The organism is Streptomyces sp. NPDC001135 (genome assembly GCF_053598395.1).
Genome location: NZ_JBSFKD010000029.1, coordinates 88205 through 109530 on the forward strand (window position 1 = coordinate 88205; position 21326 = coordinate 109530).

General features: G+C 67.7%; 19 protein-coding genes and 4 pseudogenes. 4 read left to right on the forward strand and 19 right to left on the reverse strand.

The window, feature by feature from the left end; all coding sequences use genetic code 11:
- Positions 1–49 precede the first annotated feature (49 nt).
- The 6 genes from ACWC94_RS30180 to ACWC94_RS30205 form a co-directional block, all read right to left on the reverse strand.
- On the reverse strand, positions 50–1906 hold the full coding sequence (locus tag ACWC94_RS30180; RefSeq protein WP_450800375.1) for a hypothetical protein: 1857 nt from the start codon (positions 1904–1906) through the stop codon (positions 50–52).
- A gap of 307 nt (positions 1907–2213) precedes the next feature.
- Positions 2214–2684 carry an N-acetyltransferase family protein gene (locus tag ACWC94_RS30185; RefSeq protein WP_450800376.1) on the reverse strand — a complete coding sequence of 157 codons (471 nt, stop codon included), beginning with the start codon at positions 2682–2684 and terminating at the stop codon, positions 2214–2216.
- Positions 2685–2921: 237 nt separating this feature from the next.
- Positions 2922–4106, reverse strand: coding sequence for an IS701 family transposase (locus ACWC94_RS30190; protein WP_450800415.1), 1185 nt, complete (start codon positions 4104–4106; stop codon positions 2922–2924).
- A gap of 30 nt (positions 4107–4136) precedes the next feature.
- Positions 4137–4493, reverse strand: a complete 357-nt coding sequence (locus tag ACWC94_RS30195; RefSeq protein ID WP_450800377.1) for a hypothetical protein — start codon at positions 4491–4493, stop codon at positions 4137–4139.
- 8 nt (positions 4494–4501) lie between these two features.
- A complete protein-coding gene (locus ACWC94_RS30200; protein WP_450800378.1) occupies positions 4502–4837 on the reverse strand; it encodes a transposase domain-containing protein in 336 nt (111 codons plus the stop codon).
- 112 nt (positions 4838–4949) lie between these two features.
- A complete protein-coding gene (locus ACWC94_RS30205) occupies positions 4950–6200 on the reverse strand; it encodes an MFS transporter (RefSeq protein ID WP_450800379.1) in 1251 nt (416 codons plus the stop codon).
- A gap of 59 nt (positions 6201–6259) precedes the next feature.
- On the opposite strand from ACWC94_RS30205, the gene ACWC94_RS30210 reads away from it, so the two are divergent.
- Complete coding sequence (locus tag ACWC94_RS30210; protein ID WP_450800380.1) at positions 6260–7225, forward strand: ArsR/SmtB family transcription factor; 966 nt, start codon at positions 6260–6262, stop codon at positions 7223–7225.
- A gap of 155 nt (positions 7226–7380) precedes the next feature.
- Here ACWC94_RS30210 and ACWC94_RS30215 read toward each other — a convergent pair whose 3' ends face one another.
- From ACWC94_RS30215 to ACWC94_RS30230, 4 genes and pseudogenes are all read right to left on the reverse strand, one after another.
- Positions 7381–7806: a Tn3 family transposase gene (locus tag ACWC94_RS30215; RefSeq protein ID WP_450800416.1), complete on the reverse strand. Its 426-nt coding sequence runs from the start codon at positions 7804–7806 to the stop codon at positions 7381–7383.
- 113 nt (positions 7807–7919) lie between these two features.
- Positions 7920–8306, reverse strand: a pseudogene (locus ACWC94_RS30220) (Tn3 family transposase); the annotation flags it as partial.
- A gap of 124 nt (positions 8307–8430) precedes the next feature.
- Positions 8431–8823: pseudogene (locus ACWC94_RS30225) on the reverse strand (Tn3 family transposase); the annotation flags it as partial.
- Between the two features lie 8 nt (positions 8824–8831).
- Complete coding sequence (locus ACWC94_RS30230; protein WP_450800382.1) at positions 8832–9194, reverse strand: hypothetical protein; 363 nt, start codon at positions 9192–9194, stop codon at positions 8832–8834.
- A gap of 51 nt (positions 9195–9245) precedes the next feature.
- Between ACWC94_RS30230 and ACWC94_RS30235 the strand changes: the two genes are divergently transcribed.
- A protein-coding gene (locus ACWC94_RS30235) for an IS5 family transposase (protein WP_450800417.1) occupies positions 9246–10048 on the forward strand; the annotation gives its coding sequence in 2 pieces (ribosomal slippage) (positions 9246–9588 and positions 9588–10048; 804 coding nt in all).
- A gap of 3 nt (positions 10049–10051) precedes the next feature.
- On the opposite strand, the gene ACWC94_RS30240 is transcribed toward ACWC94_RS30235, so the two are convergent.
- From ACWC94_RS30240 to ACWC94_RS30250, 3 genes are all read right to left on the reverse strand, one after another.
- Positions 10052–11146: an alanine racemase gene (locus tag ACWC94_RS30240; RefSeq protein WP_450800383.1), complete on the reverse strand. Its 1095-nt coding sequence runs from the start codon at positions 11144–11146 to the stop codon at positions 10052–10054.
- Positions 11147–11343: 197 nt separating this feature from the next.
- Positions 11344–13041: a purine-cytosine permease family protein gene (locus tag ACWC94_RS30245; RefSeq protein ID WP_450800384.1), complete on the reverse strand. Its 1698-nt coding sequence runs from the start codon at positions 13039–13041 to the stop codon at positions 11344–11346.
- Positions 13042–13343: 302 nt separating this feature from the next.
- On the reverse strand, positions 13344–14426 hold the full coding sequence (locus ACWC94_RS30250) for a substrate-binding domain-containing protein (protein WP_450800385.1): 1083 nt from the start codon (positions 14424–14426) through the stop codon (positions 13344–13346).
- A 110-nt stretch (positions 14427–14536) separates the two neighbouring features.
- Here ACWC94_RS30250 and ACWC94_RS30255 point away from each other — a divergent pair, with 110 nt between their 5' ends.
- Positions 14537–14995, forward strand: coding sequence for a MarR family winged helix-turn-helix transcriptional regulator (locus tag ACWC94_RS30255; protein WP_450800386.1), 459 nt, complete (start codon positions 14537–14539; stop codon positions 14993–14995).
- A gap of 1275 nt (positions 14996–16270) precedes the next feature.
- On the opposite strand, the gene ACWC94_RS30260 is transcribed toward ACWC94_RS30255, so the two are convergent.
- The 4 genes from ACWC94_RS30260 to ACWC94_RS30275 all read right to left on the reverse strand — a co-directional run bounded on the left by ACWC94_RS30260 (position 16271) and on the right by ACWC94_RS30275 (position 19827).
- Positions 16271–16945 carry an Lsr2 family DNA-binding protein gene (locus tag ACWC94_RS30260; RefSeq protein WP_450800387.1) on the reverse strand — a complete coding sequence of 225 codons (675 nt, stop codon included), beginning with the start codon at positions 16943–16945 and terminating at the stop codon, positions 16271–16273.
- Positions 16942–17814 carry an RHS repeat-associated core domain-containing protein gene (locus ACWC94_RS30265; RefSeq protein ID WP_450800388.1) on the reverse strand — a complete coding sequence of 291 codons (873 nt, stop codon included), beginning with the start codon at positions 17812–17814 and terminating at the stop codon, positions 16942–16944. The genes ACWC94_RS30260 and ACWC94_RS30265 overlap by 4 nt, the downstream gene beginning before the upstream one ends.
- 218 nt (positions 17815–18032) lie before the next feature.
- A complete protein-coding gene (locus ACWC94_RS30270; RefSeq protein WP_450800389.1) occupies positions 18033–19295 on the reverse strand; it encodes a hypothetical protein in 1263 nt (420 codons plus the stop codon).
- A 112-nt stretch (positions 19296–19407) separates the two neighbouring features.
- A complete protein-coding gene (locus tag ACWC94_RS30275; RefSeq protein WP_450800390.1) occupies positions 19408–19827 on the reverse strand; it encodes a MerR family transcriptional regulator in 420 nt (139 codons plus the stop codon).
- A gap of 91 nt (positions 19828–19918) precedes the next feature.
- On the opposite strand from ACWC94_RS30275, the gene ACWC94_RS30280 reads away from it, so the two are divergent.
- Positions 19919–20398 carry a hypothetical protein gene (locus ACWC94_RS30280; protein ID WP_450800391.1) on the forward strand — a complete coding sequence of 160 codons (480 nt, stop codon included), beginning with the start codon at positions 19919–19921 and terminating at the stop codon, positions 20396–20398.
- Positions 20399–20490: 92 nt separating this feature from the next.
- On the opposite strand, the pseudogene ACWC94_RS30285 reads toward ACWC94_RS30280, so the two are convergent.
- Both ACWC94_RS30285 and ACWC94_RS30290 read right to left on the reverse strand, forming a co-directional pair.
- Positions 20491–20610: pseudogene (locus tag ACWC94_RS30285) on the reverse strand (DUF4291 family protein); the annotation flags it as partial.
- Positions 20562–21299, reverse strand: a pseudogene (locus ACWC94_RS30290) (transposase). The pseudogenes ACWC94_RS30285 and ACWC94_RS30290, both read right to left, overlap by 49 nt.
- Positions 21300–21326: the final 27 nt, after the last annotated feature.

Below are 21326 nucleotides of genomic sequence, written 5' to 3' on the forward strand. Positions count from 1 at the left end.
TTAGCCTGTGGGCCGACGAAGCCGCCGCCGGCCCGTGCGCGACTGTCTACTACGGTTCGTGCAGGCGATTTGCCAGTTGCCTCACCTCGTCGACGATGGGGTGTGTGCCTGGTAGGTGGGTGCAGTCTGCGTCGAGGGTGGTGACTTGGTCTCGTGCGTCGCTGATGCGGCCTGCCTCTGCCAACGCTTCAACCAAACGTTTGCGTCGGTAGAGCACTGCCAAGTCCGCTGGGCCCAGTTTTTGGGCGCTCTGTCGGAGTGCAGCGTCAAGTAGGGCCAGGCCTTCATCATGGGCTCCTGAGGCGAATGTGCTGTTGGCGAGGCCGAATCTCACGCCCAGGACGAGACGGTCATCGTCTCCCAGTCTGGAGGCTGCTCTGTCCGCGAGTGACTCGTAGAGCCGGAGGGCTTCGGCATGTCTTCCGCAGTGCATCGTGAACGACGCGACCATGCTTTCCGCCAGCAGTGATTCTTCATGGTCGGCGCCAAGCTGGTCTTGCAGGGCTTGCATCCTGAGTTGAGCGTCCGCCAGGGCTTCCTCTGCCGGACGCATCGGTAGGTCTGATTCCCACAGGATCCTCTCTGCTTCTCCGATGCCGGCCTGCGCTGCACGCCGCAGTGTGGGAAGGACGAGTGTGAAGTGGCCTGCCAGCCACGCGCTGCATGCGATCGTGTAGGCCTCGTGGAGCGGAGCGAGCTCCGTGACTGCCGCCCAGACCGATTCTGGTATGGCCTCTCGCGTAGGGAGGTCGATCAAGTAGTCGAAAGCCAGGCATCCGTGTTCGGTGTCCCCGAGCAGCAGGCTGTTCGCGCCTGCGGGGACGGTGGGGGTCACAGCCCACCTCAGTGCCTCTGCGAATGGCTCGGGACGCAGTTCGACACCGCCGCGGCGAGAAAGGTAGTCCTCGTGCAGGTGCCGTAGCACGTCCACGGGCAAAGGGCGGTGATAGCCGGCGCGTCGTGCGTCGACGCCCGCTGCTACGAGGGCTGCTCCTCGTGGGTGGTGCCCGGGGGTCCAGGCGTGCTGCCAGACTTCGACCAGTTCCGGGCCGGCCGCAAGAAGTTCGGCCACCCCGAAGCGCTCATCACCGGCCAATGCGCGGACCAGCCGGGGGTCGCCTGCCACACGGGCCCGTTCCCGCTCGGTATGCGTCCAACGTCTTTCGACGTGGACCACCTGGGCTTGTCTCAGTACGGCCCGTCCCTGCCGCCAGGCTTCCTGCGCGGCCCCTGATGCCTCATTTTCCGCCCGGTCCCGGAAACGGTCGTATTCGTGGCTGCGCATAGTGGCCAAGACCAGCACGTGCCGGTCGGCAAGAAGCAGACGCTGCAAGGTGGAGATGGTCAGTCCTCCCAGCCCCAGAAAGCGCTCTAGGTCATCAAGCCACACCACGCAACGGTCGACCGCTTCCCAGCCATCGAGCAGCACTTCAACGGCCTCCCGGGCAGCGGGAGCCACGAAGTAGTGATCAGGGCGCAGGAGCCGGATGGCCTCGAAGGCGGCGCGCGTCTTACCCGCAGTCGACTCGCCCACCAGCAGGACGAAGCCACCGCGCCGCAGGGCAGCGTGCAGGTGAGGCTCCATGTCGCGGGTGACGTAAGTCGGAACCCGGTCGATCGCGCCATCCTGTTCGACTGTCTCGGCCGGGTGCACTCCCACCGTGACGGGATCAGAGACATCCCGCACCAGGGGAAAGCGACCTCCTGGCGCGGCGATCGCTAAAGCACGTGGCCGACGGCGAGCCGCCTCGGCCTGCCGCTGCCACTCCGTCTGCACACCGACCGCAACGACGCTGACCACGGCCGCGACCGCAGCCCCGAGCACTCCCGCCCACGCCTCTGTCCCCCACAGCGCAGCGAGCAGTCCGATCAATGCGCTGACAACCGCCACGGCCACCAAACGCAACCACAGCTTGTACGGCCTTCCAGTAGCCCCCACCGTTCCCCCTACCTTCGCTGGCAAGGGACTTCGCGGATAGGTTTCCCCCAACCACCTACGTCGAAGCAGCCGCAGGCGGTCTTTGCAGAAGCCACCCGCTCCGACGCGTTCTCCGCCAAGTTCCAGCGAATCCTGGAGCACCACCACCCGCTGCGCCCGAGCCTGACGAGACCGTCGGGGCGCTCCAGGAAGATCTCGAAGAAAGGCATCCGCTGGGGCGGACGCCCCCTCGCCGCTGCGGCGTGAGCCTTCGGCTCCTGGCCGGTACGGATTACTAAACGCTGTTCGGCGTCCAGCGAAGCGTCATGTCGGGCAGGTTCTCCATGTTGCGCTCACCATTGTTGGTGTCGAGGACGGTGAAATCGTGGCGCTCATAGAACGCGCGGGCATCGGTGTTCTGCTGAAAGACGTGCAGGGACACCCCGTCAGGGCTGTGTCGCCTGACCTCATCGAGCAGTAGCGTGCCGACTCCCTGCCGGCGGACGTCCGGGCGCAGATAGAGGTGTTCGAGCATGTCGCCGTCGAGGGCGGCATAGCCGATGATCTCCGCATCACGCACTGCGACCCAAGTCCGACATAGCTTGAGCAGGACGTCCTGGACCCATCTGGTCACCTGCTCGTGGCTGCGCTTCTGCGGGGGCAGGTAGGGCATGGTCGCCGACCGAGAGGTCATGTGGATGCACGCGATCACGGCTGCATCTGCTTCCTCCGCGAATCGGATCCGAGTCTTGCCGTCATCACTCACGTCGGGAACCTACAAGCCCAGCAAAGACTCGATCCAGCGGTTAACCCGGTGAACGTTGCCGGTCACAGCACTACTAGTACTGCAACGGTGTTTGCCGTGCCTGATGGCCAGGTCAGGGGCTGTGTCCGGGTCGTTTGTAGTGGCTGGTGCGGGCCTGGTGCTGTCGTCGTCGGCGCCAGGTCGACCAGTGCAGGGTGTGCTCGACGGGTGCGGGCCGGCGGTCGGTGAGGCGGGTGATCAGCCGTCGTATCTCGGCGAGGCTGAGGTGGATGAGCTGGGAGGATCCGTTTCTGCTTTCCCGGCATCCAGCTCGCGGGCTCGCAGGACGGTCAGGCAGGCGTGGGCGGCCATGGCGAGGGTCATGTGGCGGTGCCATCGGGGGTAGCGGCGGACCTGGTAGTCGTCCAGTCCGCATTCCTGTTTCGCGCTTTGGAAGCATTCCTCGATGGCCCATCGACTGCCCGCAATGCGGATCAGGTCGTCAAGCGTGGTCTCGGCGGGGCAGTAGGCGATGTAGTAGGAGATCTCCTGCGGGCGGGCGACGCTGCGGCGGGCGATGACCCAGTGGCGGCGGTCGGGCCGGTGCCAGGGCCGCACTTCCACACGTGCCCAGTCGTAGATCCGCAGGCCGTGAGCCCCTGTGCCGCAGGAACGGCGCTTCCATTTCTGCCGGGCAAGGCCGTTGAACAGGTTGTGGACGGGATGGTCGATCGCCCAGCGGGTGACCACGGTGTCGTGCCGGGTGGTGGCCATGACGTGGAAGACATCCGCCCGCTCCAGTTCCGACCGCCAGCCTTTGCTGAACCCGTAGGCGGCATCCGCGGTCACCCACCGAAACGGGATCTTGTCCGTGATGGCACGGCGGACCATCGCCCTGGCCATGGCCACCTTCGTCTCGAAGGTGACCTCGTCGTCGATACCGGCCCGGCGGCACCTTTCACGGTCATCGGTCCAGGAAGTGGGCAGATACAGGCTCCGGTCAATCAGTGTCCGCCCACGGCCGGTTGCATAGGCGAGGAAGACCCCGACCTGGCAGTTCTCCGTCCGCCCGGCGGTGCCGGAGTACTGCCTCTGCACCCCGGCCGACCGCGTCCCCTTCTTCAAGAAGCCAGTGTCGTCCACGACCAGGACGGCGTCCGGGTCGCCGAGGTTGTCGACCGCGTACCGCCGCACGTCGTCGAGCACCTCATCGGCGTCCCACTCGATCCGGTTCAGCATCCGATGGAGGCGGTCCGGGCCCGCGTGACCGGCTTCCTCCGCCAGCGTCCAGCCGTTCTTCCGCTGCAGCGGAGCGATCAAGCCCCGCATATAAGCAAGTGCCGACTCCCGGGGCTCCGATCTGCTGAAACGGTGCACGAACCCCTCATGCACAGCTTCCAGTTCACCTGCCCACAGCCTGACATCAGCAAGGTCCCCACCCATAACCACACCAACGACCGGCCTGGCCATCAGTCACGGCAAACACCGTTGCGGTACTAGCAGCAGCACGTCGCGGTCGAGCAAGTGCAGCAGCTGCGCGGCGTAGGCGGTCTCGCTGGTCTGGGCCGGACCGAAGACCGCGCCCAGCACGGCTCGTGTGCTGGGCTCCACGAGCGCCATCAGCATCATCGTGAGGTAGCCCGCCGGGCCCAGCCGGGACCGCAGCTTGCCGAGCCAGTTGCGGCTGCGTTCGTGGTCGGGGACCTTCAACGAGCCGCAGCCGTCGAAGGCGACAGTCCGCCACCGGTGGTACCGGGCGCCGGGTGTCGACGGCTGCGCCAGCGGGACCGCCAACGTCTCGAACAGTGCCTTCAACGGGGCCGCGCCCATGCGCCGCCTCAGATCCCGCAGCGCCTTCTCTGACGGGGCGGGACCACCAGCCCGCTCAGACCATGGATCAGCTTCTGCCGGACCAGGCCGGCGCCGACATGCCCGAACAAGCCCAGCGCCATGACGAAGTACACCCCCACTCGCGACGGCAGTCTCCGCAGGCGGCACTCGGTCCGGCCCGCCTCGTCGAGCACGGCGTCCACGAGCTCGAACGGAACCACCTGGGTCAGCTCACCCAGATGCCCAGGGGCAAAAACATCCCCCTCGACCGGCAGAGCAGGGTGGTGGGGGACAGCAGACCGATCATCCAACGAGGACCCGCCTTTTTGATCCGGATAGAACACCCAGACCTAGCCTCAGCAGGCCGAACCCACGTAGCGGCGCATGAACTCCGTGTGTACGCCCCCTTCTTGACAACTGCCCGCCACCTTTAACTTCGCGGCATTGGGCGACCACCTATGAAACACCGGAGGAAGTCTCGGCAGTGCCCGCCGAGCCGTAGCGTTCGTCCCCGCCGTTCGGGGCCGGTTGTTCCGGGACAGCTGGGGGCTCCCCGCGCAGTCCGGGAACGAGTAGGAGGGTGACCGCGACCGACGCTGCGGCCATGACGGCCATCGCGATGTCCGGCGCGTCGTACTGGGCGACCGCCCCGGCGAGGGTGGCACCGACTCCCTGCATGGTGAGCATGCCGGCGGAGTGCAGGCCCAGCGCCTGCCCGTGGATGCCCTTGGGGGTGAGGGCCATGAGATGCTCCTGCAGGAGCAATGTGGCGGAGTAGCCGATCGACGCCAAGGTGACGGCAACCACGGCCAGGCCGAGTGCCGGGTGGGCCACGAAGACCATGTACGGCGCGGCGAGCAGGAGACGCAGCGGAGCGTCCAACCGCCGTCTCCAGACCAGCGGGACGAACCGGCCGGTCACCGTGTCCCCGATGAGCATCCCCCCGGCGGCGAACGCGAAGAGCAGACCTGCGTGCCGCGGCGCGTACGGGACGAAAAGCGACTCGCAGCCGACGATCAGGCCGTTGGGGACCCAAAGGGCGAGGTAGACATACCGCCGAGGCCGTGACGACCAGAGCAGCGCGTTGGTGCGCCAGGTGGCGGCGATGGACGGCCGTCCGGCCGTGCGCGCCGGGCGGCAGCTGAGGCCGAACCTGGCGACGGCGGCCGTCACGAGGTAGAGGGCGGCGCCGGTCAGCATTGTTCCGCGTGGGGACAGTGCCGTCACCAGGCCGCCGCCCCCGGCGAACCCGCAGATCTGCATCGTGCCGACGGACATGTTCAACACCGACCGGCCCAGCAGATAGCCCTCTGCGGGGAGTATCTCGCTGAGCAGCCCGTACCGGACGCCACCGCCCACCGAACCGATCAGCCCCAGGAGCGTGATCACCACGAAGACGGCCCACAGGGGCAGACCGGGGACGGTCAGTACGGCGGTGCCCGACCCGAAGGCGACCGCCAGAGTCGTCATCGCCGCACGCGGCGGCAGCCGATCGGCTGCCGACAGGAGCGCCGTCGCCCCGACCACCTGGGCCAGGGACGGGCCGAACATGCTCAGTGCGGACAACAACGGCGAGTGAGTGGCCTCGTAGACAGACGTGCCCAGCGCCAGGCCACTGACCGTCATCGCGGCGACCTGCGTCGAGGCGGTCACGAACAGCGGCGTGAACTCGGGCGTGCGAAACAGCCCTCGATAGGTGGTGAGCATGACTCGAAGCCTCACGGTCAGAACGGCAAGCCTGTTAATGTTTCGCGAGGAGGCGAAACATGGGCTGGTGGCAGATCAGCACGGACACCCTGGCGGAGAGCCGCTTCCTCGTCTCGGCACTCGCCGAGACCACCGCGTGCCTGATCGCCCTGTCGAACGGGACAGCTGCCCACCCCGGCGAGCGCCGATGGCTCGACACCCGCCTGCCCGCTTACCGGGCACGGCTGGCCGATGACCCGATCACCGCGCTGCTGCTCCGTTCGGCACTGCGGCCCCGCTATCTCGCCGATTTCGTGACACCGACGCCTACTGGCGAGACGAACCTCTCCTTCCACGAGGAGCTGGCACAGATCCGTGCCTGGCCGACCGATCGGGTGCACACAGACCTCAAGGTCGCTCTGGGCGGCCCGGTCCCGGAACGGCTGCACCGGCTGGACCTGGCCGGGCGCCTCGCCGACCTGTTGGAGTGGATCTGGACGACGGCGGTCCAACCGGACTGGGACCGCCGCCGCCGGATCGTCGAGGCCGACGTCGTCGCGAGGACCGGGCAGCTCGGCCGTGACGGATGGGCCACCACGCTGGACGCGATGCGGCCGGGAATGCGCTGGCTGGGGGAGGGCCGGCTGCAGATCAACCCCTACGACTACCCGCCGCGGGATCTCTCGGGCAAGCGGCTGCTGTTCATCCCGGTCACCCCAGGCGTGGGCTGGGTCTGCTGGGCGGCCGACCGGAATGCCGTGATCTACCCCTGCTCGGGCGTGCTGGCGGAGCCGGATCCGATCCCGGTGCCCGATGCCCTCGGCACGCTGCTTGGACCCGCACGGGCGCGCGTCCTCGTCCTCTTGGACACACCCAAGAGCACCACCCAGTTGGCCGCCTTGACCGGTCAGGGCCTGGGTTCGGTGGGCCGCCACCTCAAGGTCCTGCTCGACGCCCAGCTCATCCGGCGACGGCGCGATGGACGGTCCGTGCTGTACGACCGCACCCCAGTCGGTGAAATCGTCATAGGGGCACAAGCCCGCTGATACAACGCCCCGGCCTCCTCCCGACCCTGAAGGGTGGTGCGGAGATGCCCCTCAGTGAAACCATCCGGGAGCCAGTCACGCTCAACTACATGTTGGTTCGATCGCCATTCGTTAACGGCACCCCCTCCGGGGATAGGTGAGGTCGGCGAAGCCCTTCATCGTGTCTCCGTGCTCGAACGATCGGCAGCGTTCGCCAGGGTGCGGGGGCGGGGCACCGTGAGCCCCAGGTCGAGGCGCTTGTCCATGTCCAGACGGAAGGTGCCGTACGGGTCGACGTTCGACCAGAACAGCGCGGTCTGGCCGCGCCGGTCCTCGTCGGTGAGCTTCTTCGCCCACGCCGGTTCGGCCAGGACCTGCTGCACGAGCAGGGTGTTGACGTGCACGAGCGCGGACTGGAGCAGGTGCAGGGCGAGCATCGAGGTCTCGGCGTGCTCCTTGTCCGGGCCGGTCAGGGCGCCGTCCGTGCCGTAGTGCAGCACGGTGTTCGCGCTGTTCCAGTTCTCCACGACCTGAAGCCCGCCGTGGATCTCCCGGCGCAGGCCGGGACTGGCCAAGTAGTCGCAGGCGAAGACCGTACGCACTGCGCGGCCGAGTTCTTCGAGGGCCTGGTAGGTCGGGTGCTTGGGGCCGCCAGGATGAAGCGCCGCAGAACCTGCTCCGCCTCCGCTGTCCCGAGCCGGAGCGCGGTGGCGTACTTGACCATCTGGTCGTACTGCTGCTCGATCAGCTCCCAGCGGATCGGCCTCGTCAGCGAGGCGCCGAGCGCCAGCCAGTCGGGCGGGGCGTCGTCCGGGCGGTACAGGCGGATACTGCCGACGTTCTTCAGCCGAGGCAGCAGGCGGAAGTTCAGCAGCTCGGTGAAGGCGAACCCGACCACGCTGGCGCCGTGCGTGTCGACGTAGTTCGACTCGATCTCGACGTCCGTGCAGTGCCGCAGCAGGCCGTCGATCATCGCAGCGACCTCGGACGACGAACGGCTCTTGAGCTGGGAGTAGATGCACACGTTCTTCCGCTCGACGTGCCAGTAGATCATCACGCCGTTGCCGCTGTAGCGGGCGTGGTACTCGGTCATGAAGTTCGAGGACCAGGACCCGAACTTCTTCGAGTCCGACGCGCAGGCTGTGCCTTGGTCCCACCATGCGGTGTCGCGGGGCGGCGAAGGTGGAGTTCACCAGCCTGGTGACGGCGGCCCGGAGGTTGTCGACGGTGTTGAAGTGCCGGCGCACGTGCCGCAGCGCAGCTTCGCTCTCGCCGTGCTCGCCGGTCGCGCGGATGCCCATGTTCGTGCCCAGCGCGAAGAGGGCCAGCAGCAGGCGGCGCCGGATGACGTCGCGCTCGATGCGCTCGTGGGTGGCCACCGAGGGGAACTCCTCGGTGAAGCCGGTGAGGAAGTCGGCGTTCTTCAGCACGTCCAGGAGGTCCAGGACGCCCCAGCGGCGTGCGACCTCGTCCTTGAGGGCCGCCAGGCCGGTGGGCTCGGCCAGCGGCTCCAGCTTCGGAACAGTGGTCCACGGTTCGCCCTTGCGGGTGGTGACCTTGACCCCGCCCGGGCTGCCGGCTGCGAGCGAGGCGGAGAGCCGGTCCAGGCCCGCGGTCATGCGCTTCTTCAGGTCCGCGATGAACGCCCTCGGGTCAGCGGCTGGCGGGTCGCGGCGTAGTGCACGGTGCGGGTGGCCTCGAAGTCGCCGGGCAGGTCGTCCTCCGGGTTACGCCAGCGGGCGGCGCCCTCGACGTAGATCTCGCGGCGGCGGACCGCGTCTCGCAGGGCGACCAGGACGCACAGCTCGTACGGGATGCGCTCGACCTTGCCCTTGTCGTCGACGATCGCCTCGCGCCAGTCCTTGCGCACCACGCCGTCCATGGGCACTTCGTCGTCGGCGTCGTAGAAACGAGTCTTGCCGTCGACGTCGGCGTACTTCTTCAGCAGCTTCATCGCGTCCATCACCGGCCATAGGCGGTGCTGTTGCACTTAGAGATCGTCTCAACTGGCTTGATCACTAGGCTGGTAGGCGTGACGGCGATGGTGGAGCGTCTGGTGCCGGACGGGTTGTGGGCGTTGTTTCAGCGGGTGGTGCCGACCGCTCCGGTGCGGCCCCAGGGCGGGGGCCGACGCAGGTATGGAGACCGGCAGGTGCTGGCAGCCATTGTGTTCGTGGCCACGACGGCGTGTACCTGGCGCCAGCTGCCGTCCGACTTCGGCCCGTCTGGGCCGACCGCGCACCGGCGGTTCACGGAGTGGAGCCGGGCCCGGGTGTGGGCCAAGCTTCACCGCCTGGTGCTGGATGAGCTCGGCGCCCGCGGCGAGTTGGACTGGTCGCGGTGTGCCCTCGACTCGGTGAACATGCGGGCGGCGAAAGGGGGGATCTGACGGGGCCGAATCCCGTAGATCGCGGCAAGAAGGGCTCGAAGATCCACTTGATCACTGAGCGGTCCGGTCTGCCCCTCTCGATCGGTATCTCCGCCGCGAACACCCATGACAGTCAGGGACTGGACCCCCTGGTACGGGGTATCCCGCCGATCCGCTCTCGCCGTGGACCGCGCCGGCGGCGGCCTGCCAAGCTCCAGGCAGACAAGGGGTACTACTACGACTACCTGCGACGGTGGCTCCGCGGCCGGAACATCGTCCCGCGCATCGCGCGCAAGGGGATTGAACCCTCGCAGCGGCTGGGCCACCACCGTTGGACCGTGGAGCGGACGGTGGCCTGGCTGGCCGGGTGCCGCCGCCTGCACCGTCGCTACGAGCGCAAGGCCGGACACTTCCCAGCCTTCGCCGGGATAGCCGCAACTTTGATCTGCTACCGCCGTCTCTCCCGGCTGAAGTGATGCTCAGATATTGGCCCCTCGTGCCGTGACCTGCCAGCGGTCGATCACCTTGCGGTCTTTGACGACCAGCAGCTCATCGGCGAGATTCACCGGCGTGCAGATGTGGTTGGGCACGACAGCGACGACCGACCCAAGGCGTGGCCCCCTCACGCCTTCCGGAAGGCGGACCACGGCGTGGTGCTCCCACAACCCCGTGATGGATCCCTGCGGGAACTGAGGCAGGTAGCCGTGGCCCGTCACCCAAGGCGACCGGTCGGAGCCGAGGACCTTGCTGCCGACGTCCAGCACGAAGCGGTCCGGGGCGGGAACGCTGATCACCGTCGCCGCAGCGACCAGCGCCAGGTCCTCCACCCCACAGGTGCCGATGGCCAGTTGGGTGGCGTCGTTGAAGACGTAGACACCCGGCCGCAACTCGTTCACCGCGCCCGGCTGCCACTGCCCCGCCGTCGGAGTCGACCCGCCGCTGACCACACGGACGTCGAGCCCGAGATCCCGCAGGACCTGTGCGGCGTGGCCCAGAGTGCGCTCTTCGTCTCGTGCGGCGCGCTCACGTGCCCGCGCGTCGTGACCGTAGCCGTGTCCCGGGAACGTGAACACGCCGGCCACCATGAGTCCCGCGTCGGCCGCCGCCTTCCCCACCTCACCAGCCACTTGGGGCTGCACTCCCGTGCGACGGCTCCCGCTGTCGACCTCGACAAGAACCTCGACCGGCCGATCGCTGCCACGCACGGCGTCCCCCAGCCGCTGCGCGCCTTCGACCGACTCCACGCCGACTCTCAGGGCAACGCGGTCCGCCAGTCGGCGCAGCCGCTGCGCCTTGTCGGCACCGAGCCACACGGGGTAGGCGATGAACAGGTCGTCCACGCCGACCCGGGCAAATGCCTCGGCTTCGCCGATCGTGGCCACCGACAGCCCGCGCGCGCCAGCCTGAAGCTGAAGGTCCCCGATCTGCGCGCACTTGTGGGCCTTGGCATGCGGGCGCAGGGCAAACCCTTGAGCCCGCGAAGCCTCGGCCATCCGCGAGATGTTGCCTTCCAGCACATCCGAATCGACCACGAGCGCCGGCGTAGCCAGCCCATCGGGCAGCAGTATCGCCATCTCTTGCCTCCCACCATGGAACACGTCGAGATGATCATGGCAGGTCGGCAGACGAGGGCCACAGAGCCATCGCCCCAGGTCATACGCACCAATCGAGACGACCTCTAAAGCAGACCTGACCGACTGACGACGTCGGCTCCGGCCCACGTCGAATAACGCGAGCCGGAGCCAAACGGGACACGGGAAGGTGGTGGTGGTCAGTCCACGGACCGCACGGTGGGCATGGCGAGGGCGACCGGTCCCGTGCCGGAGCCGCTCTTGCAGGAGTCGTGGCAGTCCTTCTCCAGGCTGCAGCACAGTGAGCAGATCGCCCCGGCGTGGAAGGGGCAGTTCGCCACGTCCGGCCGCTCGAAGTCGGTCGTGCACACGGTGCAGGTCAGCATGGCCGCGGAGGGCAGGCCGTCCGCCCCGAGCAGCGGCTCCTCCAGGTCGTCGACGCGGGCGATGTAGTACTTGCCCTTCGTGAGCACCGCGAACAGCGGTGAGAGGACCATCGCGAGGAACAGGGCGACGAAGGGGGAGTATGCCTTGCCGTAGTCTCCGAACGCCTCGAAGTAGGCCGCGATGGAGACGGCCGAGGCAATGAGCATCGATCCGAAGCCGACCGGGTTGAAGTTGTACAGGTGCGCGCGCTTGAACTCGATGTACGAGGGACTGAGCTTCAGCGGTTTGTTGATGACGAGGTCGGCGACGACCGCGCCGATCCAGGCGATGGCGACGTTGGAGTAGAAGCCGAGGACGGTGTTGAGGAAGCCGAAGACGCCGCCCTCCATCAGGGCCAGCGCGACGCCGACGTTGAGGAAGATGTAGACGACCCGGCCGGGGTGGCGGTGGGTGAGGCGGGAGAAGAAGTTCGACCAGGACAGCGAACCGGAGTACGCGTTCGTCGAGTTGATCTTTATCTGGGACAGGATCACGAAGAACGTGGCCAGGCCCAGGGCGACGGGTGCGGCGAAGGTCTTGAAACCGTGGACGTACTGCTGGATGGGCTCGTTGGCCTTGGACAGGCCCACGCTGCCGGCGATGTAGAAGGCGAGGAAGGCCCCGCCGATCTGCTTGGCCGCGCCGAGCACCACCCAGCCCGGGCCGGCGGAGAGGACGGCCCCCCACCACTTCCTGGTGTTCTCGGGCGTCTTGTCGGGCATGAAGCGCAGGTAGTCGACCTGCTCGCCGATCTGCGCGATCAGCGACAGGGCCACGCCCGCGCCCGCGCCGACGCCGAGCATGCTGATGCTCGAGCCGGTGGGGGAGTTGCCGGCGAAATGCGTGAACTGCGAGAACTCGTCCGGCTCCTGGATGGCGATGGACACGAACGGCGCGACCATCAGCACCAGCCACACCGGCTGCGTCCACACCTGCATCTTCGACAGCGCCGTCATGCCGTAGATGACCAGCGGCAGGATGATCAGCGAGCAGATCAGATAGCCGACGGCGAGCGGGATGTGCAGCCCCAGTTCCAGGGCCTGGGCCATGATCGAGCCTTCGAGGGCGAAGAAGATGAAGGTGAAGCTGGCGTAGATGACCGAGGTGAGCGTGGATCCGAGGTAGCCGAAGCCGGCGCCCCGGGTCAGCAGGTCCATGTCGATGGAGTACTTCGCCGAGTAGTACGAGATCGGGATGCCGGTCAGGAAGATGACGACCGCGGCGGCGAGGATCGCGATCATCGCGGAGGAGAAGCCGTTGGAGATGGCGATCGAGCCGCCGATGGCGAAGTCGGCGAGGTAGGCGATGCCACCGAGTGCCGTGGTGGCCACCACGTAGGGGGTCCAGCGGCGGAAGGACTTCGGCGCGTAGCGCAGGGAGTAGTCCTCCAACGTGTCGTTCTGCGCCCAGTTGTTGTACGTCCGTCCGCCCGTACTCGCCGGCGGTGCTTCCTTGTCGACGATCTCCGTCACGACATTCCCTCTTCCCAGCACTGGGGACGACCCGGGCGACCCCGGGTGATTGCACGGAAGAGTCACGCCGCACTGTTTCTTGAACGTTTCGCTTCCTTTAAGGGAAAGGTCTTTAACTGACCTTTATTCGATGCGCGTAGATAGCACGCCAACAGGAGCGAAACCGCGTGGGTCAGGGTGCCCGTCCATGGGCGACTGCGGCGAGCGAAGGGTCCGATTGAATACGGATGCCTCGCCTCCGCCAGATGCTTCCCGTAGAAAGTATTTCTGTGGCAGGGTAATGTCAACGGCAGGGAGCGGGGTCAGAGTTGGGTGAGGATGTGGAAGTCGAAGGCATCCGCCCGTGCCAGGTACAGCCGTTGGGTGAGATGGTTGCCGCGCAGGCGCAGTGCGCCGCGCGGGCCCTCGTAGGAGACCGTTTCGCCCACCGTGCACATCGCCCGCACGTCCAGCGACCGCGCCCGCTCGGCCAACGCCGCCAGCAGGCGCACCCCTTCGAAACACGACTCGCCCAGACTGCCCACGACAGGTGCATCCACACCGAACCGCGCCGCGTAACGGGCGCTGAAGTCCAGGCTCTCGGCGGTCGCGAGCGTCTCGAAGAAGCCGGCCGTCGCCCACAGCCCGTCGGTGGCCTCGGCACCGGTGGCCAGCAGGATGTTCTCGTCCATATGGGTGCTCAGCCGCAGACACCGCTGGTGAAGGCCGTAAGCGGCGAACGCCCGGTTGAAGCGTGCCGCGTCGTCGCCGACCAGCAGCATCAGCACCGCGTCCGCCTCGCACCGCTCGATCCGGCGCAGTACCGGCCCGAACTCATGCGTCCCCAGCGGCACGAAGACCTCGTCGCGCACCAGACTGCCGCACGCCCGGACGTATCGCCGTGCGGCGCGGGCGGTCACGCGCGGCCACACATAGTCGTTGCCCACCGTGCACCAGCGTCGCGCGCCGGTCGCCTCGGCCAGCAGCCGCATCGCCGGCAGCAGTTGCGCTGCATCGGTCTCGCCCGTCAGGAAGACCCCGGGTGTGCGCTCGCCGCCCTCGTACTGGGCTGTGTAGACGTATGGAACGCGGCCCGCGATCCGCGGGAGCAGTGCCTGGCGCACGGCCGAGGTGTGCCAGCCCACCACCCCGTCGACGGCGCGCAGCGACACCAGGGCCTCGACCTCGGCCGCCACCCGCTCCGGCGATGCCCCGCCGTCCACCGTGACCAGGCGGACCTCCCGGTCCAGCACGCCGCCCACGGCGTTCAGTTCCTCCGCGGCCAGTTGTGCGGCCAGCTCGCACGACGGGCCGAAGACCCCCGCGGGTCCCTGCAGCGGCACGACCAGGGCCACGACCAGCGTCGTGCTCGAATCGCCGTTCCCTCTGGGCGGTACCGGATGCACAGACCACCTCCGTGAGGGCACTGGGCGCGCGGATCCCGGTCCGGGCCCCGGCACCCTCGCGGAGGCTCGTAATCTGCCCGAACACTAGACCTATCGGAAGGACACCGGCAATGCCCTCCGAACCCTCCTCCCCGGACCTTGCCCACCTCCTCAGTCACGCCGAGCGACGCCTCGGCCGGCGCTTGGCCGCGGTGCTGGCCGAGGAGGGCTGCTCGGTGGAGGAGTGGCGCGTCCTGTCGGCCGTTGCTGACGGGCAGGGCCACCCGATGTCCGAAATCGCCGACCACGCCCTCATGCCGGCGCCCACTCTGACCAAGCTCGTCGACCGCATGGTCGCCGGCAACCTGGTCTACCGTCGGCCCGACCCCGACGACCGCCGCCGCGTCCTGCTGCACCTCACCGCCCGCGGCCGCATCCTCCACCAGCGCGCCGCCCACCGCGTCCACTCCGACCAAACCCGGCTTCTCGACGCCATCGGTGACCAGGGAGAACTCGCCCAGCTCCTGCCTCTGCTCGCGGCAACGGCCGACGGGTTGCCTGCGGTGGCGCCCAGCAGGCCGCACAGTTGAACTTTTCGATCAATGGCCGCGGCCTTGTCCCTGTGTGGCGAGGTTGGGCCTGCGCTTCAGCGTCTTGGCGGTCGCGCGAGCGAGTTGGACGACTGGGGTGGCGTGACAGTCGGCGGGAGGGGTGAAGCCCTGCGCGCGCTCAGAGGGGGAGCGCGGCCAGGGTGCGGGCGGGATGACAGGGGCCGAGGAAGACGACGATGCCCCTGCCCTCAGGAGAGGGTGCGTGGCCTGGGTCAGCCCTGCTGGCGGTAGAGGGCAACGGCGCGCGGCGGGCGGAGGCGGCGCTGGTGATTCGAGCGATGCTCGGTCAATGAGCTGCGGGGGCGTGTCAGTCGGGGGCCGTTGCTGGGCCACCTCGTGGTGGCACACCCGAAATAGGAGGATCTGTTGGAGGTCGTCGGGGAGATGCGCCGGGCACCTATCGCACGCCTGGGGACCTCTCGGACTGCTGCTGGGAACGAAGGGCCGGGGGCACCATCGACAACCAGTTTGCAACGTCCGCGCAGACGATCACGGTGACGATCGCACCAACCGACGGTCGGTTCACCACGCAAGGGTGCGGGACCTGGAAGCTGGTGAAGTAAGGAATGCAACACAGCTGGAGTTGACACAGAACCCAGCTGGAAGAGGCCGACGGTGTCGGAGGCCTGGATCATTTCGAAGGCGAGCCGGTCGTTGAGGTCGACGTGGTCGGGGTTGTCAAGATGTAGTCACTCACCACGACATTCAACTGTCCCCACAGCACGCCTGCCAGCGACTATCTACGTCGTCAGCCACCAATTGAGATGACGTCTTAGGCACGTTCATGTCCCGTCCGGGCCACCCCCTGGCCGGCCAGCCCAGCTGCGTTAGGACCCGCGCAGCCGACGGTGGGCCGTACCCTGTGTGCCCCACATGGGCTGGTGATCTTCTGGCGTTCGGCCACTGCACCTCGCGGGCTGGCCGTTACCGTCGTGGCACCAGCGTGCAGCAACGCAAGAGCGGGGGGCGTATGCGCAACAGGAAGACCTTGCTCGAGGCGCTGAGGGCCGTACGAGACCATGAGGAGGCAGCTGAGCGCGGCTGGGCAGTGCCTGGTCGAGCTGGCCGACCGTGAGACGCGCGCAGAGCTGCCGGTCATGCCCGGCCGAGCGTAACTCCAGGCATCGGCGTGATCTGCCGAACCTGCACCGACGCGTGCTGGACGGAACCACTGGCCATCTGGCCGACTGCGCAAAGAGCCCGCCTGGTGGTGAGACCGAGAACTTGGCTACCTGGCGTCCATGGCGACCGAGATCACTCCGCGTCGTTGGCCTCGATCCAGGCGTCGATGACCGCTGCGGGGACGCGTCCGCGGGGAGGTAGGTCGTAGCCGTTGGCTCGGGCCCACTCGCGGATGACGTTGGTGTCAGTGGGGAGCGGGGTGGCGATGGGGGCGGGGGCTGATACCTGAGGGGTGGATGGGATGAAGCTGGTGGCCGCCTGTCGGAGGCTGTTGGGGAACTGTGGTAGGTCCGTCTCTCCGTTCAGGACGGAGAGGAGGAGTTCGGTCAGGGTTCCGTCGAAGGTGGACCACTGCGGACCGCGGGCTTCGTTGACGGCGATGTGCCAGGCGTCTGGATCGTCCCCAGGCTCCATGATCCAGAAGAGGTGGTCCCCGTTGTCGGTCACGCCCATGACGAACAGGCTTCGGGGATCATGAGGGACGGGTCGGCCAGCGACCTGGTCGCTCTGCAGTTGCTCGCGCATGGCCGTGGGCACCGGTCCGGTGAGGTTGACCCATTCAGCGACGCCGCGTGGGTGAAAGACGCGGATGAATCCGGCGAAGGCGCAGGGGCCGTAGAGGGCGGCGAGCTGTTTGTAGTCCTCGGGCAGGCGGAATCCGAGTGTGGCCTCGACGGCGTTCCAGTCGACCGGGGGCGGGTCGGCGGGGGGTGGGCACAGGTGAGTGAGCTGGTCGATGCTGGTCACAGGAGTCCTTGACGGTGTAGCTGTTGTTGGGCGTGAGCTGGATTTTTCAGCGGGACGTCCAGGTGGAAGCCCCGGTGGCCATGGGCTTCGAGCTGAATGTACTTCGGTACCGAGTCCTCCAGGTCGTCGGTGTACTCAAGGTAGACGTCGTAACGGACGATCTCCCCGTCACGGACGGCGTGGTAGATGGCCTGTTCCCAGTCGTGCATCTCCGGGCTGTTCGTCGCGTTCTGGGTGATAGGGAACAGGTTGTCCGGGTGGTCGCCTGATCCGCCCAGCATCCTGGCCAGCATGTGACCGCGCGCCTGTTTGTAGTCCCCGCCCAGGAAGCCGGGCGGATGTATGGAGGGGTTGGCGTGCGTGCCTTCGTCCAGCATGTCCCGAGTGAGGACGGAGTTCATCTCGTAGGGACGTCCGTGCTCGTCGAGGGTCCACTTGACCCGCCCTCCCCACGTGGGATCGGCGTCGCAGCCCGCCAGCCCGAGGGGGTCGGCCAGGGTGAGCGGGTTGGGTACGTAGGCGTAGTGGTTGATGGCCGGGGCCAGGCCGAGTGGGTCGGGTGTGGCGTAGCGGCCCAGGTCGGGGTCGTAGTAGCGGTTGACGTTGTAGTGGAGTCCGCTCTCGGGGTCGAAGTACTGGCCGGGGTAGCGAAGCGGGGTGTACGCCGTGGCCGAGCGATGGGACTGGGTGGCGCCCCAGGCCGCGCTCCGGCCACGCCAGGCGAGGGAGCCGTCGGGGGCGACGAGTTCTCCGGGGGCTCCGGAGAGTTCCGTGACGATCGCGAAGAACCGGCGGTCGGTCTCTTCCTGCGCGAGGCCCGCCTTGGACTCGCGCTGGGCCAGCGGACGCAAGCCCGCGTAGTCCCACACCAGCGTGATGCCGTTGCTCTGCTGTTCTGCCAGCTGGGCCCCGTCCCAGCAGAAGGCGGTGGCGTCCGTGATCCGGCCGTGGACGTCCAGGCGCTGCTTGGCGATACGGCGGCCCAGGGCGTCGTACAGGTAGCCCCAGTGGGAGTCGCCGGGGGCTTCGAGATGGGTGAGGCGGTCCTCAGCGTCCCACGTGAAAGTCCAGGTGAGGGTCTTTCCACTCAGGGTGGTGGTACGGCGCCGGATGAGGCGGCCCTGGACGTCGTACTCGTAGCGGGTACGGCCGGCCCGGGTGACGCGGCTGCCGGCGTAGTCACGGTCCCCGGTGCTGTCCTGGCCCGGCGCGCCGGCAGGCAGGGCGCTGCGGGTCTGGTCACCGGCTGCGTTGTACGCGTAGCGCTCACTCCAGCCCCGGGCGCTGACGGCCGTGATCCGGCCGGCGTCGTCGAGGCTGTAGGTGCGGCGTCCGGTGAGATTGTCTCAACGGCGGCCGGGGTGCCGTCGGCGCGGTAGGTGAAGGACCGCTCCAGGAATGTGTCGTGCGCACCGGCGAGGGACTGGCGGACCAGCCGGCCCACCGGATCCCAGTCCTGCTGCAAGGTGAGTGCGTCACCGAGCGTTCGAGCAATCTCACGGCCCAGCGCATCGCGTTCGAAGCGGAAGGTGTGCTCGCCCGCCGTGTAGGCGGCCAGACCTCGCTCGTCGTAGGTGAGGGCGCTGATGGCACCGGACGGGGTGCGGCGGTGGGTGGGCCGCCCGAGGGCGTCGTAGGCACGAGTGAGGGTGTTGCCGTTGACGCTCTCGGCCACGATGCGGCCCCGCAGATCACGCTCGAGGTCGATGCGGGCATGAGGGTTGGTGATCTGGACGACCTGGCCGGTGACGTTGCGGGTGAACGTGGAAGTGGTGCCATCGTCGTGGCGCAGGCGGACGACACGACCCATGGGGTCGCGCTCGTAGGTGAGTGATTGCCCCACTGCGTTGGTGCGGCGTATCAGACGGCCGAGCGGATCGTGTTCGTAGCTGACGGTGCGCCCGTCGAAGTCCGTCTCCGATATGAGGCGGCCTGCAGCGTCGTAGTTGTACCGCCACACCAGGCCCTGGGCGTTGGTGACGGCCGTCAGGCGCAGTTCGGTGTCGTGGGTGAGGCGGTAGCGGCCCCCGTCGGAGCTGTGGGTGGCAGCAGGGCGGTCGAAGTGAGTGACGGCGTGTGTGCTGGTACGGCCCAAGCGGTCGGTGTGGCTGACCAAATTGCCCTCACCGTCCCAGGACCACTCCTCCCGGGTGCCGTCGGGTAGTTCCCGCCAGGCGGGCTTGCCCTCGACCGTCCAGCCCTGCCGAAGTGTTGCGCCCAGGGCGTCGGTGGCCTCGGTGACACGGCCGAAGGCGTCCCGTACGAAGGTCGCGCGGGCGCCGTCCGGCGCCGTGATGGAAACAGGCAGACCGGCGGAATCGGTGCGGATCCCATTGATGATCCAGGACAAGCCGTGCTCACAGCTCTTTTCGCGGAGTGCGTCCTGGCAGGCCGCCGGGAGTATCGGCACTCTCGGTCATTCCCGTGCATGCCCTTGGGGATCGGCAAACCTGTTCGGTCGACTATTCGGTCGGTCGACGCACATCGGTGGGAACGGGATCGCCTCTGACTTCGGCTTTGGCGGCCCGGTCGGCCGCCCGCAGTGGACATCCAGTGCCGACGCGCGCGGCCAGGTCGGCCCGCAGAGTGGTCAGTTCGGCGATACGGGTGTCGATGACCTGAATCTTCTCCTCGAAGAGCGTGGACAGCGCTTCCGCGGTGTCCGGCGCTTCGCGCAGTTTCTCGCCGGTCCGTGCGATCTCCGCCAGGGAGAATCCGAGTGCCTGCGCAGTGCGGATGTATTGCAGCCAGGCCACCGTCTCGGGCGGGAAGTCGCGATACCCGTTGGGTAGACGCCGACCTGCGACAAGCCCGATCTTCTCGTAGAAGCGGATCGTGTCTCTGGTCATGCCTGCCTGCGCGGCAAGCTCACCGATGCGCATGCCCCTCCGTCGGATGTAGGGCTTGACCTTGGAGCGTACTCCACTGTTTAGCGTGAGGCGTCGCTGCCACGAGACCAGCAGGAGCCTCACCGTGAGCCGTCTTCGCACCCCCGCGCATCCCGCCTACCTTCGCGTCGTACGCGCGAGCGCTTGGTACGACCTGGCCGTCACAGCCGGATTCGCAACTCCGTGGACCTACGCCCTGGTACACGACGCTCTGTCGTCGTGCGGCAACGCACTCGGGCTCGGCGCTCTGCCCGAACTCGACCTGTGGCAGACCCTGTTCGCCAATCTGATGGGCTCTGTGGTGGTCGTCTGGGCCGTTCTGCGCATCGTCAGGCCGCTGCCGGAGCACGGGCTGTTCGACGGCATCGCGCGTGCCCTGTTCGCGACATGGCAGGCGTACGCACTGGCCCACGGTGTGTCGCGGCTCCTGTGGGCGTTCTTTGGCGTCGAGGTGGCGTTCGGAGTCCTTCAGCTTGTGCCGTGGAGATGGGGCCGAAACGCAGACCCCGTAGGCAACGATGCAGGCCCGACCGATGGACGCCTGCTCGGCACAGCAACCCGGTGACGTGCGAGCACGCCCACCCGTGCCACTCACCGGTGGGCGTGTCCGCCTTCCCGTTCCCGTCGGCGTGCAGCCGCGGAAAGAGGGTGCCGACGCGGCTTGATGACCCATGTCATACGGTCCCGCTTCCACACCGCCGGGAAACGGCCCTCCCGGGCCGGCAGGTCTATTTCCGGGGTGTACGCCTGGTAGATCCGTCGCCCTTGAGGCGGCAGTCGCGCAGGATCTCCAGGTCCTCATCCGGGCGAAGACGTGCTCTACACGGGCTCGGACTTGTTCGTGCTCGCGGTTGTGCTCGGCTTGCCACTCGGCGAGTTCGCCGCCCTTGGGGCGTCGGTGCGGGATGACTAGGCCGGTCCCCGGGTAGCCGCCGTCGGCGAGCGTGGTGGTCAGGCCGACAGCTTCTTTGGCGCCGGACTCCTCCCATGCCTTGTAGTCGTTCCGGTTGCCCGGCAGAGGTCTGCCGACCGCCACGACCAGGCGGGAGTGGGCGTCGATGACCACTTGGTGGTTGGTGGAGTACCTATAGTTCTTGGACTGCTCGGCGATGGTGTGGTCTCGGGTGGGAACCAGGGTGCCGTCCACGATCAGCACGGTGTCCTTGCGGAACCGCTGGCGGGGCTTGAGCGCCAGGAGCGGGCCGATGTGGTCGATGATCCGGATGGCCGCCGACTTGGACACTCCGAACAGCGGCGCGAGCTGCCGCAGTGTCAGGTTGGTTCGCCAGTAGGTCGCGACCAGCAAGACCCGGTCCTCCAGCGAGACGGTCCAAGGCCGGCCCGGTCGTACGGTGTCGGCGGCCCTCGCACCTCAGCGCCGTCATCAGCTTGCGGAAGTCCCGCGGGCTCAGCCCGGTGAAGGGGGCTATCCAGGACAGTTCCGACGCCGTGATCGCACCACTCACGCCAAGATCATCTCATTGATGACCGGG

Coding starts and splice junctions, on each gene's coding strand:
- ACWC94_RS30190 (WP_450800415.1), bottom strand. CDS start 4,106: ATGGGTGGGGACCTTGCTGATGTCAGGCTGTGGGCAGGTGAACTGGAA.
- ACWC94_RS30195 (WP_450800377.1), bottom strand. CDS start 4,493: ATGGGCGCGGCCCCGTTGAAGGCACTGTTCGAGACGTTGGCGGTCCCG.
- ACWC94_RS30205 (WP_450800379.1), bottom strand. CDS start 6,200: ATGCTCACCACCTATCGAGGGCTGTTTCGCACGCCCGAGTTCACGCCG.
- ACWC94_RS30210 (WP_450800380.1), top strand. CDS start 6,260: ATGGGCTGGTGGCAGATCAGCACGGACACCCTGGCGGAGAGCCGCTTC.
- ACWC94_RS30240 (WP_450800383.1), bottom strand. CDS start 11,146: ATGGCGATACTGCTGCCCGATGGGCTGGCTACGCCGGCGCTCGTGGTC.
- ACWC94_RS30255 (WP_450800386.1), top strand. CDS start 14,537: ATGCCCTCCGAACCCTCCTCCCCGGACCTTGCCCACCTCCTCAGTCAC.
- ACWC94_RS30275 (WP_450800390.1), bottom strand. CDS start 19,827: ATGCGCATCGGTGAGCTTGCCGCGCAGGCAGGCATGACCAGAGACACG.